Raw genomic sequence first — 14,851 nt, forward strand, 5'->3', positions numbered from 1 at the left:
GCGCCATCACCGGGCTTGCGCCACGGTCTGTTGCGCGGCGTCCAGCGCCACGGTGTCCTCGGCGCTGACCTCCACCGCCGCCCCATTGTGCAGGCGCAGCTGGCCCGAGGTCACGACCTGGTCGCCCGCCTGCAGGCCCTCGCTCACGACGACACGGCCGCGCACGCGCTCCGCCGTCTTCACATAGGCTTGCCTGACCGTCGGCGGCGCCCCGTCCTTGGACGGATTCAGCACGTACACGGAATCGCCGTAGGCGCTATAGCTGACCGCGGTTTCCGGCACCGTAATCACGCCGGGACGCGCCGGCAGGCCGATCTGTCCATGCGCGAACATGCCGGCCGCCAGCGCGCCGTCCGGGTTGGGCAGGGTCGCCTGCACCCGCACGGTGCGCGAACCCGCGTCCACTTGCGGCTCCACCGTGGAGATCTTGCCGTCGAACACGCGCCCGGCATGGGCGTCCACCGTCACCGACACCGGCTGTCCGGCGCGCAGCGCGCCCATGGCCTGCTCGGGCAAGGTGATGTTGGCGTACACGGCGGAGGCATCGGTCAGGGACACCAGCGCATCGCCGGCGCGGGCGAATTGCCCCAGGTTCACGCGGCGCACGCCCAGCACCCCGTCGAACGGCGCCTTGACGCGCTTCTGCTCGATCAGCGCCTGCACCCGCTTGATGTCGCCCGCGGCCTGGTCGTAGTCGGCCTGGGCTTGGTCCAGCTGTTCACGCGTGGCCGCCTGCTGCGGCAGCAGCCGGCGGGTGCGGTCCAGCAGCGCCCGCGCATTGCGCGCCTGGGCCTGCAGCCTGGCCAGTTCGCCCTGCTCGGGCGCGTCGTTCAGCTGCACCAGCAGCTGCCCAGCCTGGACCTGGGCGCCGGACGCGAACAGGATCCGGTCCACCCGGCCGTCCACTTCAGCCGCCACCTGCACCTGGCGCGCGGCCTCCAGCGAACCGATGCCGCCCAGGGTCACCGGGAAATCCGCCTGCCGCGCGGCGGCCACCGCGACCTTGGCCGGCGCCATGGCCCAACCGCCCTTCTGCTGGGCGCCGCCGTACTTCCAATACAGCCCGGCACCCGCCAGGACCACCGCCAGCGCCACGGCGCCCGCCGCCCACGCTCCTGAATTCGCCTTCATGATCGACTCGCTATTTATCAAAGAATGTTCTTGGATAATCCACGATATCGAGGCTTTCGTCAAAAGGGTTAATCCAATCCCTGGCATAGCGGCGGACTATGGCGGACAAGGGCTCCCGTCCTAAAATGCGGGAAGCACTTTGGAAACCTATGAACGAGCAGACCGCCATTCCCGTTTCAGTCGAGACCGAGGCCCGCAAGGGCAGGTTCTTTCTCGTTGACCCGAGCTTCGGAGGGAATGGCCAGGTTTCGGGGCTGGAGTTTGCGAACGAAGACGCACTGATCCACCCGGGCATGAATATTGTCGAGCGACCGACTGGCGAACCCGATCAGTACCCCGAGCGGCCACATCTGGTGCACGTGCCGGAGAAAGGGGGGCTACCGCGCGACTTTGAAGTGCTGGCAGGCATCTGGGTTGTCTCCGAGGCGCTCAGACAGGTATTCCTGCGGGTGGACCCCGCAGCATTCGCCTTCGTCCCATGCGACTTCACCCTTGCCGACGGCTCCCCCGGTCCGCAGTACTACCTCTGCAATGTGCTGCGCACGCTGAATGCGCTGGACGAAGCCCGATCGCGGGTGAAGATCAAACTTGACCACGACCACCAGACTGGCCAGGACGTAAAGCTGTACAGCGTGGTGGGTGGAGCGAGCCTGATCTTCAAAGCGGACGCCGTGGAAAATGCCCACATCTTTCGCCAAGAGCGCTTGGGTGCTCCTCCCATCTGCGACCGGGTGATGTCTGATGCCCTGGTTGCGGCGAAGTTGAACGGCGTCCGGCTTCGTGACGTAGCGGAGCTCTAAACGAAGTCCCCCTCAATCGAACGTCAGGTCCGCACCATGTGCAGGTAGTGGCGGTGGCGTTCGTACTGGTCCAGGATGTCGCCGATGACGGCGTCGCGGCTCCAGCCCATGATGTCGTAGTCCTGCCCGCCCTCGCGCAGATGGACCTCGGCGCGGAAGTACTTGCGTTCTTCCTCGTCGGCGGCTTCCTCCGGAGTCAGGCTGGGACGCACGAAGGCCTCGGGCTGCACGGCATAGGAGAAATCCAGGTGCTCGCCGTGCGAGACCTCCATGATCACGCCCTCGTCGTTGCCGTTCTCCCGCACCTCGACCTGGTAGCCCTGCTTGCGCAATTCGTCGGCCACGTCTTCCAGCGCGGGCCGCACCACGTCGCTGATGAAGCGCTGCACGTGGGCGCGGCGCGGCATCATGACCATGTTGCGCAAACGCCGCTCCCAGGACTGGCCGCCGCGCGCCGGGCGCGACAGCGTCAGCGACTGGTAGCGGATGCCGCGCTTGGTCGCGTCCAGCTTCAATGCCTTGAACAAGCCCCACAGGGACAGCAGCAGGATGATGGAGAACGGCAAGGCGCTGGCGATGGTGGCGGTCTGCAATGCGGTCAAGCCATCGGCCAGCAGCAGCGCGATGGCCACCGCGCCCATCAGCACCGACCAGAAGATGCGCTGCCACACGGGCGTGCGGTCCGAGCCGCCCGAGGCCAGCAGGTCCACCACCAGCGCGCCCGAGTCGGCCGAGGTAACGAAGAACACGGCCACCATTGCGATCGCGACGACGGACAGCACGCCGCTCCAGGGCAGTTGCTCAAGGAAGGCGAACAATGCCAGCGACGAATCCGCCTGCACCACTTCCGCCAGGCCCTGCACCTTGTCGACCAGGATCATGTGGATGGCGGTATCGCCGAACACCGTCATCCAGAACAAGGTGAAGCCGGCCGGCACCAGCAGCACGCCGGTGACGAATTCGCGGATGGTGCGGCCGCGCGAAATGCGCGCGATGAACAGGCCCACGAAGGGCGACCACGCAATCCACCAGCCCCAGTAGAACAGCGTCCAGCCGCCGATCCAGTCGGTGGGTTCGTAGGCATAGAGGTTGAAGGTCTTGTTGACGATGTCCGACAGGTAGGCCCCGGTGTTCTGCACGAAGGTTTGGAAAAGGAACACCGTGGGGCCGACGACCAGCACGAACAGCAGCAGCACCGCCGCCAGCACCAGATTGGTTTCGGACAGGATGCGGATGCCCTTGTCCAGGCCGCTGGCCACCGACAGGGTCGCCAGGCCGCAGGTGACGACCACCAGGATGATCTGCGTGGTCACGCCCACCGGAATGCCGAACAGGTGATTCAGGCCGCTATTGATCTGCGCCACGCCCAAGCCCAGCGAAGTGGCCACGCCCAGCACCGTGCCGATGATGGCAAAGATATCGACCGCGTGCCCGATGGGACCGTGGATGCGGTTGCCGATCAGGGGATACAAGGCCGAACGCAAGGTCAGCGGCAGACCATGCCGGTAGCTGAAGAAAGCCAGGATCAGCGCCACCACCGCATAGATGGCCCAGGCATGCAGGCCCCAGTGGAAGAAGGTGATCTTCATGGCTTCGCGGGCTGCGATGGCGGTGCCCCCTTCGCCCACGGGCGGCGATATGAAGTGCATCACCGGTTCGGCCACGCCGAAGAACATCAGGCCGATGCCCATGCCCGCCGAAAACAGCATCGCGAACCAGGTGAAGTTGCGGTAGTCGGGTTCGCTGTGATCCGGCCCGAGCTTGATGTCGCCGTAGCGGCTGACCGCCAGGAACACCACCGCGATCAGGATGATGGCGACGACCAGGATGTAGAACCAGCTGGCGTTGCCCAGGATCCAGCCCTGCATGGATTCGAACAGGCTTTGCGCCGCCTTGGGCGCCAGGATCGCGAATCCGACCAGCAGCAGCGTGAATACGGCTGCTGGAAAGAACACGGGGCGATTGATGGTGGATGGTCGGTTTTCTGAAGCCATGCAGCCTCTCCTTTCGCCCGAGGGTGGGAAATTCCAGCGCGCGCCCCCCTCAGTCCAGCCGCGCGCTGCAGGTATTACTATCACGGCCAACGGCCGCCTGACAATCCGAAACATCAAGGCGGGCCGGCCTCAGGAGAACCATTCCATGATCGATCACCTGGACCATCTGGTCCTGACCTGTACCGACCCCGACGCCACGGTGGACTTCTACACCCGGATCCTGGGCATGCGCCTGGAAACCTTCGGCGAGGGCCGCCAGGCGTTGCGCTTCGGCAACCAGAAGATCAATCTGCACGTGCGCGGCCGCGAGTTCGAGCCCAAGGCCCACCTGCCCGTGCCGGGCGCGCTGGACCTGTGCTTCATTGCCGACCGCCCGCTGCAAGAGGTGATCGCCCACCTGAACCGTGAAGGCGCGCGGATCATCGAAGGGCCGGTGCCGCGCACTGGCGCCACCGGCAAGATCCTCTCGGTCTATCTGCGCGACCCGGATCTGAACCTGATCGAGATATCGGAACTGCAGGCCTGAGGCCCGCCCCCAGCCATTATTCCGGCGTGGGTTCGCCGAAGACCACGCTGCGGAAGAAGCCGGCCAGCACGGCCTCGGTCATCTCCGACGTGACGGCCTGCGGATCGAAGGCATAGTTGAATTGCATGCCATCGGACAGGGCCAGCAGGCCCAGCGCCATCTGTTCCGCCGGCATGCGCAGCGGCGTGCCGACCCGGGCCGAAAACTGCCGCACGTAGTCCGTGACGGCCGCGCGCAATTCCCGCATGCACGCCAGGAAGCCCACGCGGAATTCGGGATCGCGGACCGCTTGCAGCTTGCCTTCCATCCACAGCAGGAAACAGTCGTTCTGGTGGAAGTGCGTGGAATAGTGCTCGAGCACGCGCGCTTCCATCTGCGGCCGTGACGACCCGTCTTCGAAGATGGCGCGCATCTCGTTCATGACGCTTTCGTGGTCGCGCCTGAGCAGTTGCAGAAACAGTTCGGACTTGCTGCTGAAGTTGGAATAGAAGGCGCCGCGCGTGTAGCCCGCCTGCTCGGCGATCTCCTCTACGCTGGTCGCCATGAATCCTTTCGCTACAAAGATCGATTGCGCAGCGTCGAGCAGACGCTGGCGCGTCTGATCACGGCTTTGCTCTCGCGTAAGGCGGACTTTTGACATGGCGCGAGTTTAGCATTGGCCGACATTTCGGATTCATTATTGAATCTGGATTCATACCTGTATTAGAATCCAGGCCGTATTGGCCGGATCCGGCCAGCTTCCGCCACTTTCAGCGCCGCGAGGTGTTACGTGAATTGCCCTGGCCCTTGCGCGCGCCCCGCCGCGCACAGCCCCGCCGCCGCCGCTGCGGCGCCGCCTTCCTCCGTCCCGCAACGCCGCTGGATGCGCATGCTATCCCTGCCGGCTGCGGCGGCCCTCGCGCTGCTGGTCGCCGGTTGCGGCCGCAACGAAGCGCCCGCGCCGGCGCCGCGTCCCGTGGTCGCCATGCCGGCCCAGGCCGATGAACGCCTGCCGGCCTGGACCTTGCCGGGCGAAGTGCAGGCCCGCTACAGCACGCCACTGTCGTTCCGCGTGGGCGGCAAGATCATCGAGCGCCAGGTCCGGCTGGGCGACGCCGTCGTCCCCGGCCAGGTGGTCGCCAAGCTGGATCCCGCCGACGCCGCCAAGAACGCGGCCAGCGCCCGCGCGCAGCTGACGGCGGCCCAGCACCAGCTGGACTACGCGCGCCAGCAACTGGACCGCGACCGCGCCCAGGCCCGTGAAAACCTGATCGCCGCGACCCAGCTGGAGCAGACGCGCAACGCCTATGCCGCCGCGCTGGCGCAGCGCGACCAGGCCGCGCAGCAGTCGGCGCTGGCGGCCGACCAGCTGAAATACACCACCCTGCAGGCCGATCATGCCGGCGTCATCACCGCGGAACAGGCCGACACCGGCCAGAACGTGGCCGCGGGCGACCCCGTCTACAACCTGGCCTGGTCCGGCGACATCGACGCCATCTGCGACGTGCCGGAAAGCGTGCTGGCGGGCCTGGCCATCGGCCAGCGCGCCAGCGTCACGCTCGGCCCCCTGCCCGGCCAGTCCTATGCCGCCGTGCTGCGCGAGATCGCGCCGGCCGCGGATCCGCGCAGCCGCACCTACCGCGTCAAGCTGACTCTGGAAGCGCCGACCCCGGACGTGCGCCTGGGCATGACCGCCAACATCAGCTTCGACAACCGTTCCGGCGCGGGGCTGGCCACCTACACGGTACCGGCCACTGCCCTGTTCCATGATGGTCCGGCACCCGCTGTCTGGATCGTCAAGGCGGGCGAGGACACGCTGGAACTGCGCCGCGTCGAAGTGCTGCGCTACGACGCCCGCAGCGTGACCCTGTCCAAGGGCCTGCAGGCAGGCGAGCGCGTGGTGTGGCAAGGCGTGCACACCGTCGCCGCCGGCGAGAAGGTCCGCGCCGTGCCGCCGCTGCATCCCGAGGATTTCGCCTCATGAGCGGCGCGCATCAGGACGCCCCGGCCCAGGCCCAGCGCCACGAGGAAGGCCGTTTCAACCTGTCGGCCTGGGCGCTGCGGCACCAGCCCCTGGTCATCTTCATCATCACGCTGATCACGCTGTTCGGCGTGCTGTCGTACTCGAAGCTGGCGCAGTCCGAAGACCCGCCCTTCACCTTCCGCGTCATGGTCATCAAGACGCTCTGGCCCGGCGCCACGGCGCAGCAGGTGCAGGAGCAGGTCACCGACCGCGTCGCCAAGAAGCTGCAGGAAGCGCCCAACACGGACTTCATGCGCAGTTATTCGCGCCCGGGCGAATCGCTGATCTTCTACACCATGAAGGATTCCGCGCCCGCCAGCACGGTGGCCGAACAGTGGTACCAGGTGCGCAAGAAGGTCGGCGACATCGCGGCCACGCTGCCACCGGGCGTGCAGGGCCCGTTCTTCAATGACGAGTTCGGCGACGTCTACACCAATATCTACACGCTGCAGGGCGACGGCTTTTCCGCGGCGCAGCTGCGCGATTACGCGGACAGGCTGCGCACCGTGCTGCTGCGCGTGCCGGGCGTGGCCAAGGTGGATTACTTCGGCGACCAGCCTGAGCACATCTACGTTGAAATCTCCAATACCCAGCTGACGCGGCTGGGCGTGTCGCCGCAGCAGATCGTCCAGGCCATCAACAGCCAGAACGCCGTGGCCAGCGCGGGCACCCTGACCACCGCCGACGACCGCATCTTCGTGCGTCCCACCGGCCAGTATCCCGACAGCCGGGCCCTGGCCGACACGCTGATCCGGGTCGACGGCAAATCGATCCGGCTGGGCGACATCGCCACCATCCACCGCGGCTACGACGACCCGACCGTCGAACAGATGCGCCTGGGCGGCGCCGCGGTGCTGGGCATAGGCATCACCATGCAGCCGGGGCGCGACGTGGTGCACCTGGGCAAGGCCTTGGGCGCCAAGTTCGACGAACTGCAGGCCCAGCTGCCCGCGGGCCTGACGCTGAAGGAAGTCTCCAGCATGCCCAAGGCGGTCTCGCATTCGGTCGACGACTTCCTGCGTTCCGTGGCCGAGGCGGTCGCCATCGTGCTGGCCGTGAGCCTGGTGTCGCTGGGCCTGCGCACCGGCATGGTGGTGGTCATCTCGATCCCCGTGGTGCTGGCGGTCACGGCGCTGTTCATGGACATGTTCGGCATCGGCCTGCACAAGGTATCGCTGGGCACGCTGGTGCTGGCGCTGGGCCTGCTGGTGGACGACGCCATCATCGCGGTCGAGATGATGGCCGTGAAGCTGGAACAGGGCTGGAGCCGCGCGCGCGCCGCGGCGTTCGCCTACACCAGCACCGCCTTTCCGATGCTGACCGGCACCCTGGTCACGGTGGCGGGCTTTCTGCCGATCGCGCTGGCCAAGTCCAGCACCGGCGAATACACGCGCTCCATCTTCCAGGTGTCCGCCATCGCGCTGATCACGTCCTGGTTCGCCGCCGTGGTGCTGATCCCGCTGCTGGGCTACCGCATGCTGCCGGAACGCAAGCGCGAAGCCCACCTGCCCGACGACCACGAGCACGACATCTACAACACCCGCTTCTACCAGCGCCTGCGCGGCTGGGTGGGCTGGTGCGTGGACCGCCGCTACCTGGTGCTGGGCGCCACGGTGCTGGTGTTCGTCGTGTCCATGGCCTGCTTCCGCTTCGTGCCCCAGCAATTCTTCCCCAGCTCCGACCGCAGCGAACTGCTGGTGGACGTGCGCCTGCAGGAAGGCGCGTCGTTCGCGGCCACGCTGCGCCAGGTCGAGCGCCTGGAGAAGGCGCTGGAAGGCCGCCCCGAAATCGACCACTCGGTCAGCTTCGTCGGCACCGGCGCGCCGCGTTTCTACCTGCCGCTGGACCAGCAGCTGGCCACGCCCAACTTCGCCCAGCTGGTCATCACCGCCCATTCCGTGGAAGACCGCGAAAAACTGGCCCAGTGGCTGCAACCGGTGCTGCGCGAGCAGTTCCCGGCCATACGCAGCCGCCTGTCGCGCCTGGAAAACGGGCCGCCCGTGGGCTTCCAGGTGCAGTTCCGCGTCAGCGGCGACAAGATCGCCGAGGTGCGCGCGGTGGCCGAGCAGGTGGCCGCCGAAGTCCGCGCCGACCCGCGTTCGACCAATGTGCAGTTCGACTGGGACGAGCCGTCCGAACGCTCGGTGCGATTCGAGATCGACCAGCAGAAGGCGCGTGAACTGGGCATCAGCTCCAGCGATATATCGGACTTCCTGGCCATGACGCTGTCGGGCTACACGGTCACGCAATACCGCGAACGCGACAAGCTCATCAACGTCAGCCTGCGCGCGCCGCGCGAGGAACGGATCGATCCGGCGCGCCTTTCCACCCTGGCCATGCCCACGCCCAACGGCCCGGTGCCCCTGGGCAGCATCGGCCACGTGCGCTACGGCCTGGAATATGGCGTCATCTGGGAACGCGACCGCCAGCCCACCATCACGGTGCAGGCCGACGTCACCGCCGGCGCCCAGGGCATAGACGTCACCCACGCCATCGACGCCAAGCTGGCGGCCTTGCGCGCCGGACTGCCCGTGGGCTACCGCGTCGAGGTCGGCGGCCCGGTGGAGGAAAGCGCCAAGGGCCAGTCCTCCATCAACGCGCAGATGCCGCTGATGGCGGTGGCCGTGCTGACCCTGCTGATGCTGCAGCTGCAAAGCTTCGCCCGGGTGCTGATGGTGGTGCTGACCGCGCCGCTGGGCCTGATCGGCGTGGTCGCCGCGCTGCTGCTGTTCGGCAAGCCCTTCGGCTTCGTGGCCATGCTGGGCGTGATCGCGATGTTCGGCATCATCATGCGCAACTCGGTCATCCTGGTGGACCAGATCGAACAGGACATCGGCGCGGGGCACAAGCGCGTGGACGCCATCGTCGGCGCCACGGTGCGGCGCTTCCGGCCCATCACGCTGACGGCCGCGGCCGCCGTGCTGGCCCTGATCCCCCTGTTGCGCAGCAACTTCTTCGGCCCCATGGCCACCGCCCTCATGGGCGGCATCACCATCGCCACCGTGTTGACGCTGTTCTTCCTGCCGGCCTTGTACGCCGCGTGGTTCCGCGTCCGCCACGACGAGCGCGACGAACCCGAGGGCGTGCCGCCGGGCGCCAATGCCGGCGACACGGTGGAGCGGGGAGCATGACGATGAGCAGACTGACCCATAGCCTGGCCGCGCTGCCCCTGACGCTGGCGCTGGGCGCCTGCGCCTTCGCGCCCAGCAGCAAGCCGCCCGCGATCGCACAGCCCGCGCAATATGGCGTGGAAGCCGCGCCCGCGGCCAGCGCCCCCGCCCAGGGCGTGGCGCAACGCTTTGAACAGGGCGCGCGGCCGGTGCCCGAATGGTGGAAGCGCTACGGCTCGCCCGAGCTGGACGCGCTGGTGGCGGAGGGCCTGGAACACAGTCCCGACCTGGCGGCCGCCGAGCGCAGGCTGGCGGGCGCGCGCGAGCAATTGCGCGGACAGGTGAATTCGTCGCTGCTGCCTTCGGTGGACGCGGGCGCGGACGTCTCGCGCCGCCGCGCGCTGACCATGCCGAGCCTGCCCGAGCCCACCGCGCAATACAACATCTTCACCGGCCAGATCCATGCCAAGTACGACCTGGACCTGTTCGGCGCGGCGCGCTTCGCCAACGCCTCTTTGGCGGCGCAGGTCGAGCAGCAGGCCTTCCAGCTGGAATCCGCGCGCCGCTCGCTGGCCGGCAATATCGTCACGGGCGCCCTCGCCTCCGCCGCGCTGGCGGAACGCGTGGCGCTGACCGAAAAGCAGGTGGTGCTGGCGCGCCAGGTGGCGCGCGACACCCAGCGCCGCTACGAGCTGGGTTCTGCATCGCAGAACGACGCGCTGGACGCGGACCAGGACGCCGCCACGCTGGCCGCGTCCCTGCCCGGTTTGCGCGCGCAATGGCACGCCACGCGGCATGCGCTGGCGGTGCTGCTGGGCCGCAGCCCCGACCAGGCGCCCCCCGACCTGGCCTTCAACCTGCTGGCCGTGCCAGAGCAGGTGCCGGTGGTGGTGCCGTCGGAACTGCTGGCCGCGCGCCCGGACATCCTGTTCGCCGATGCGGTGGTGCAGGCCGCCGCTGCCGACGTGGGCGTGGCCACGGCGCAGTTGTACCCCAGCCTGTCGCTGTCCGCGTCCATGGGCAAGGGCGGCTTCAACTGGCCCGCGGCGCTATCCGGCACGGGCTCCATCTGGGCCATCGGCGCATCGCTCACGCAGCCCATCTTCCATGGCGGCGCCCTGCTGGCCGAGCGCAGCGCCGCCAAGGAACGCTATGAAGCCGCGCTGCTGCAATACAAGCAGACCGTGCTGACGGCCTTCCGCGACGTGGCCGACACGCTGTCGCGGCTGGATGCCGACGGCCAGGCGCTGGCCTCGGCCGAAGCCTCGCGCCGCGCCGCGGAGCAGTCCTACCGCAATACGGCCAGCCGGGTGCGCCTGGGCGCGCTGGCACCCTATACCGAGCACGCCGCCGAACAACACTATGTGGCGGCCAGGCTGCGCGAGATCGAGTACGCCAATGCGCGCCTGACCGAAACCGCGGCGCTGTTCCAGGCCATGGGTTCTCCGGCGCGCGCCGCGCAGCAATAGACGGGTTCCGCGCGCGGCGGCTGCGCCGGGCCCGCGCATGCAAGCCCTCGCGCTCATGGCGCGGGGGCTTGTTCCTTCATGCGCGTGGCCAGCGCCAGCGATTCGATGCGGCGCGCTGCCGACTGCAACAGGGCCGTGGTCTTGTCCTGCGCGATGGTATTGAGCCGGGCCGCCAGAAAGGTCACCGTCAGCGCGCCGAACACGCGGCGGTCTTCCTGGAACACGGGCACCGCGATGCCGGCCCGTTCCGGCGAGATCTCGCCGACTCCCAGATAAAACCCCTGCACCCGGATCCTGTCCAGATTGGCGGTGAATTCGGCCAGCGTCGCGCCCAGCCCCAGGCCGCGGATCTCGTCCGAATGGGACTCGTACAGGCGGCGCTGGTCCTTGCGCGGCAGGAACGCCACGATGGTCTTGGCCGTGGCGCCGCGGAACAGCGGATGGGCGCGCCCCCGTCCATGCGGAATGCCCAGTTCGTCGGGGCCGCGTTCATGGTGGATGTTGAGGATGCGCAGGCCGTGGATCACGCTGAGCAGCACGTCACCGCCCACCTGGTCCACCACCTCGCGCATGATGGGCCGCGCCACTCCCAGCACCGGATCGCCGTCGATGATGAGGTGGTCCAGTTCGATGATGCGCGGTCCCAGCTTGTAGCCCTCTCCCGTCACGCGCAGCAGATAGCCCAGGTCCGTCAGGTCGCGGATGTAGCGATAGCCCGTGGGCGCCGAATACGACAGGCGCGAAATGATCTCGTCCGCCGTCAGCACCGGAGCTTCCAGGCTGAAGAGGTCAAGAATCGCTAGGGCTCGCTTCAGGGTGGACATGACGCTCGTGGGTTGGGAACAAGGCGGGATCGGGCGCAGCGTATCACAGGGGTCCAGGCCTCGCGCCCGGCCCATTGATGCCGCCTATCGCCATCGTTCTGACGCCGTGGTTTCATCTATCGTTTTCCTATTTTTTATCATTTATAGATAAAAACTAATTGGTTAGATAAATTTTTTATCGAATAATGATATTCAAACCAAGAGCGACGCGGCATTGCACATGCCCCGGGCCTTGCGGAAAACTCCAAGGGGAACACCTATGAAGCAGTCTTGCGGGACCAAGGGCGGCATCAGCCGCCGGCATTTCCTGGGGGCTTCGGCCGCCGCATTGGCCGGCGCGGCGCTGGCCCGTCCCGGCCGCGCCTGGGCGGCCGGCTATCCGGGCGAGCGTCCCATCCAGTTCATCGTGCCCTTCCCGGCCGGCGGCGGCACCGACCTGGTGGCGCGTCCGCTGGCCCAGGGCATAGGCGAAGCGCTCAAGCAGAGCGTCATCGTCATCAACAAGGGCGGAGCCGCCGGCAACATCGGCACCCAGCAGGCCGCGCGGTCCGCGCCGGACGGCTACACCGTCGCCCTGGGCTCCACCGGCACGCACACCGTGAACCAAAGCCTTTACGAGAACATCGGCTACGACCCCGTGAAGGACTTCGAGCCCGTGTCGATGGTCTGCTACTACAACAACGTGCTGGTGGTGCACCCGTCGTTTCCGGCGCGCACGCTGCAAGAGTTCGTCGCCCTCATCAAGGCCAATCCGGGCAAGTACTTCTACGGCATCACGCAGAACGGCAGCTCGGCGCACCTGGCCATGGAATTGCTCAAGGCCACGGCGGGCCTGGACCTGCCCGGCGTGCCGTACAAGGGCGCGGCCGCGGCCGTCAACGACTTCCTGGGCGGACAGTTCCCCATCCTGATGGACGTGGTGATCAACCAGCAGCAGTTCATCCAGGGCGGAAAATCCCGCCCGCTGGCCGTGACCTCGGCGCAGCGCGCCCAGGCATTGCCCGACGTTCCGACCGTGGCGGAATCGGGCTTTCCCGGCTACCAGGCCATAGGCTGGAACGGCGTGTTCGTGCCCGCCGGCACGCCGGCCGCCATCGTGCAGACCTTGAACGCCGCCGTGCAAAGCGCGCTCAAGCAGCCCGCCCTGGAACAGCTGACCCGGAACGGACTGGAGCTGCACGGCAGCACGCCGCAGGAGCTGGGCCGTTTCGTCGCCACCGAAAGCGAGAAATGGCGCACGCTGATCAAGAACGCCAATATCAAGGCCACCTGATGCAACGGATACCCTATGGCGTCCCGCTGGATGCCGGCTCCAACCCCTGGCTGCCGCTGGACCGCGAACTGCGTTCGCAGGGACTGCGCGCCGCGAACGCCGCGCCGGTGCGCGCGGTGGTCTGCGTCACGGTCCACGTGGACGGCCCCGCCGTCGAGGTCGGCCGCAAGCAGTTTCCCGCCGGCCCCCATACCGCCGGCCGCTATGCGATCCGGCGCGGCGTGCCGCGGCACCTGGATATCCTGGCGCGCCACGGCATGCCGGCCACCTTCTTCGCCTGCGGCTACGACGTCGAGCACTACCCTGCCACCTTCCGCCGCATCCTGGAGGCGGGACACGAAATCGCCGCGCACGGCTATCTGCACGAGGCCTGGGACCTGGGCGAGGACGAGCCCGCGCTGCTGGAGAAGACCCACCGCATCATCCAGCGCGAGCTGGGCGTGACGCCGGTGGGCTGGTGCTCGCCCTCGGGCCGCAAGAGCCACCGCACCCTGCCCGCGCTGCAACGCCTGGGCTATTGCTACGACGCCAGCGAAAAGGACCAGGACCGTCCATATCTGCCAGCGGGCGCGGCGGACTTCATCATGCTGCCCAACAACACCGTCTCGCTGGACGACTATCCATTCTATTTCTCGGGCCACAGCCTGGCGGCTGAAGCCTATGACAACTGGGTGCAGGAGTTCGAGGCGCTGCGCCAGGCCGAAGGCTACGTGCACCTGACCGTGCATCCCAAGGCCGCCGGCGGTTCCGGCACGCCCGCCCGCGCCGCCGCGCTGGACCGCTACCTGGCCTATCTGGCCGCCCAACCCGATGTGCACGTCATGACGCTGGAAGCGCTGGCGCGCCACTGCCTTGCCCGCCCCGACGCCTGGAGAAACGCATGAGCGCCGACAAGACCGTGCTGGTCACCATCAATGTGCAGGGCATAGGCCCCGAGGCCGCGACCCAGCCCGAGACTGCGCTGCACGGGCGCGACGCGCATGGCCGCTACACCTATGGCGGCGGCCTGGCGCGCGTGCTGGACATGCTGCGCCGCCAGGGCGTGCGCGCCACCCTGTTCTGGCCCGTGTTCGAGGCGGAACGCTGCCGCGGCCTGCTGGAGCAAAGCCTGCGCGACGGTCATGAGGCGGCTTCGCAGGGCAACGCCTACGAAGACCTGGCCAAGCTGGGTGAGCGCGAAGGCGACGTGCTGGAACAGGCCCGCGACCGCCTGGCCGAACTGGCCGGCGTAACGCCGCAAGGCTTCCGCTACACCGGCAGCTCATTCACCGCCGCCACCCTGCCGCTGCTGCAGCGGCTGGGCTACCGCTACGACAGCAGCGCCATCGACGACGACGCGCCCTACGCGCTGGACGCGGACGGCGCCCCGGGCATGGTGGAACTGCCCTGGAGCGAAGGCCTGTGCGACGCCACCCACTTCAGCCGCCGCGTCACCCAGGACCGCGCCTATGCGCATTGGGTGGAACAGGGCGACGCGCTGCTGGCGGCCGAGGGCTATGCCTGCCTGACATTGCATCCGCGCGCGGACAACGGCGTCGGCCGCGCCGCCCGGTTGCAAAAGGTCGAACAGTTGCTGGAACGCTTCCGCGCCGCGGGCGCAAGCTTCAGGACCTGCGCGGAACTGGCCGCCGGCCAGACGCAGGCGCGCTGAGGCCGCGGCGCGCCCGGCGCCTTTGCACTGGTAAACCCTGAGCAATATTGGCGCCAAAATAAGCTAACATT

At 67.7% G+C, this 14,851-nt stretch carries 12 protein-coding genes; 8 read left to right on the top strand and 4 right to left on the bottom strand.

Annotated elements, in window-relative coordinates:
• Positions 1–6 precede the first annotated feature (6 nt).
• Positions 7–1,131: an efflux RND transporter periplasmic adaptor subunit gene (locus tag HWY37_RS10875; RefSeq protein WP_175207948.1), complete on the bottom strand. Its 1,125-nt coding sequence runs from the start codon at positions 1,129–1,131 to the stop codon at positions 7–9.
• Between the two features lie 149 nt (positions 1,132–1,280).
• On the opposite strand from HWY37_RS10875, the gene HWY37_RS10880 reads away from it, so the two are divergent.
• On the top strand, positions 1,281–1,931 hold the full coding sequence (locus HWY37_RS10880; protein ID WP_217706384.1) for an imm11 family protein: 651 nt from the start codon (positions 1,281–1,283) through the stop codon (positions 1,929–1,931).
• Between the two features lie 23 nt (positions 1,932–1,954).
• Here HWY37_RS10880 and HWY37_RS10885 read toward each other — a convergent pair whose 3' ends face one another.
• On the bottom strand, positions 1,955–3,925 hold the full coding sequence (locus tag HWY37_RS10885) for a BCCT family transporter (protein ID WP_175207947.1): 1,971 nt from the start codon (positions 3,923–3,925) through the stop codon (positions 1,955–1,957).
• A 145-nt stretch (positions 3,926–4,070) separates the two neighbouring features.
• Here HWY37_RS10885 and HWY37_RS10890 point away from each other — a divergent pair, with 145 nt between their 5' ends.
• Positions 4,071–4,451, top strand: coding sequence for a VOC family protein (locus HWY37_RS10890; protein WP_175207946.1), 381 nt, complete (start codon positions 4,071–4,073; stop codon positions 4,449–4,451).
• A 16-nt stretch (positions 4,452–4,467) separates the two neighbouring features.
• On the opposite strand, the gene HWY37_RS10895 is transcribed toward HWY37_RS10890, so the two are convergent.
• Positions 4,468–5,091: a TetR/AcrR family transcriptional regulator gene (locus tag HWY37_RS10895; RefSeq protein WP_175207945.1), complete on the bottom strand. Its 624-nt coding sequence runs from the start codon at positions 5,089–5,091 to the stop codon at positions 4,468–4,470.
• A 222-nt stretch (positions 5,092–5,313) separates the two neighbouring features.
• Between HWY37_RS10895 and HWY37_RS10900 the strand changes: the two genes are divergently transcribed.
• The 3 genes from HWY37_RS10900 to HWY37_RS10910 are packed head-to-tail and all read left to right on the top strand — an operon-like array spanning position 5,314 to position 11,032.
• Positions 5,314–6,414 (top strand): efflux RND transporter periplasmic adaptor subunit, encoded by a 1,101-nt coding sequence (locus HWY37_RS10900; RefSeq protein ID WP_425485016.1) that lies wholly within the window; start codon positions 5,314–5,316, stop codon positions 6,412–6,414.
• On the top strand, positions 6,411–9,584 hold the full coding sequence (locus HWY37_RS10905; protein WP_176088612.1) for an efflux RND transporter permease subunit: 3,174 nt from the start codon (positions 6,411–6,413) through the stop codon (positions 9,582–9,584). Before HWY37_RS10900 ends, HWY37_RS10905 begins: the two co-directional genes overlap by 4 nt.
• A 2-nt stretch (positions 9,585–9,586) precedes the next feature.
• Positions 9,587–11,032 carry an efflux transporter outer membrane subunit gene (locus HWY37_RS10910; RefSeq protein WP_176088782.1) on the top strand — a complete coding sequence of 482 codons (1,446 nt, stop codon included), beginning with the start codon at positions 9,587–9,589 and terminating at the stop codon, positions 11,030–11,032.
• Between the two features lie 53 nt (positions 11,033–11,085).
• Here HWY37_RS10910 and HWY37_RS10915 read toward each other — a convergent pair whose 3' ends face one another.
• Positions 11,086–11,856 carry an IclR family transcriptional regulator gene (locus HWY37_RS10915; RefSeq protein WP_175207942.1) on the bottom strand — a complete coding sequence of 257 codons (771 nt, stop codon included), beginning with the start codon at positions 11,854–11,856 and terminating at the stop codon, positions 11,086–11,088.
• A gap of 259 nt (positions 11,857–12,115) precedes the next feature.
• Here HWY37_RS10915 and HWY37_RS10920 point away from each other — a divergent pair, with 259 nt between their 5' ends.
• From HWY37_RS10920 to HWY37_RS10930, 3 genes are read left to right on the top strand one after another with little or no spacing between them, the layout of a single operon-like run.
• Complete coding sequence (locus HWY37_RS10920) at positions 12,116–13,129, top strand: Bug family tripartite tricarboxylate transporter substrate binding protein (RefSeq protein ID WP_175207941.1); 1,014 nt, start codon at positions 12,116–12,118, stop codon at positions 13,127–13,129.
• On the top strand, positions 13,129–14,013 hold the full coding sequence (locus HWY37_RS10925) for a polysaccharide deacetylase family protein (protein ID WP_175207940.1): 885 nt from the start codon (positions 13,129–13,131) through the stop codon (positions 14,011–14,013). The genes HWY37_RS10920 and HWY37_RS10925 overlap by 1 nt, the downstream gene beginning before the upstream one ends.
• Positions 14,010–14,780 (top strand): polysaccharide deacetylase family protein, encoded by a 771-nt coding sequence (locus HWY37_RS10930; RefSeq protein WP_175207939.1) that lies wholly within the window; start codon positions 14,010–14,012, stop codon positions 14,778–14,780. Before HWY37_RS10925 ends, HWY37_RS10930 begins: the two co-directional genes overlap by 4 nt.
• Positions 14,781–14,851: the final 71 nt, after the last annotated feature.

The sequence above is a fragment of the Achromobacter anxifer genome (assembly GCF_903652925.1).
GTDB lineage: Bacteria > Pseudomonadota > Gammaproteobacteria > Burkholderiales > Burkholderiaceae_B > Achromobacter > Achromobacter anxifer.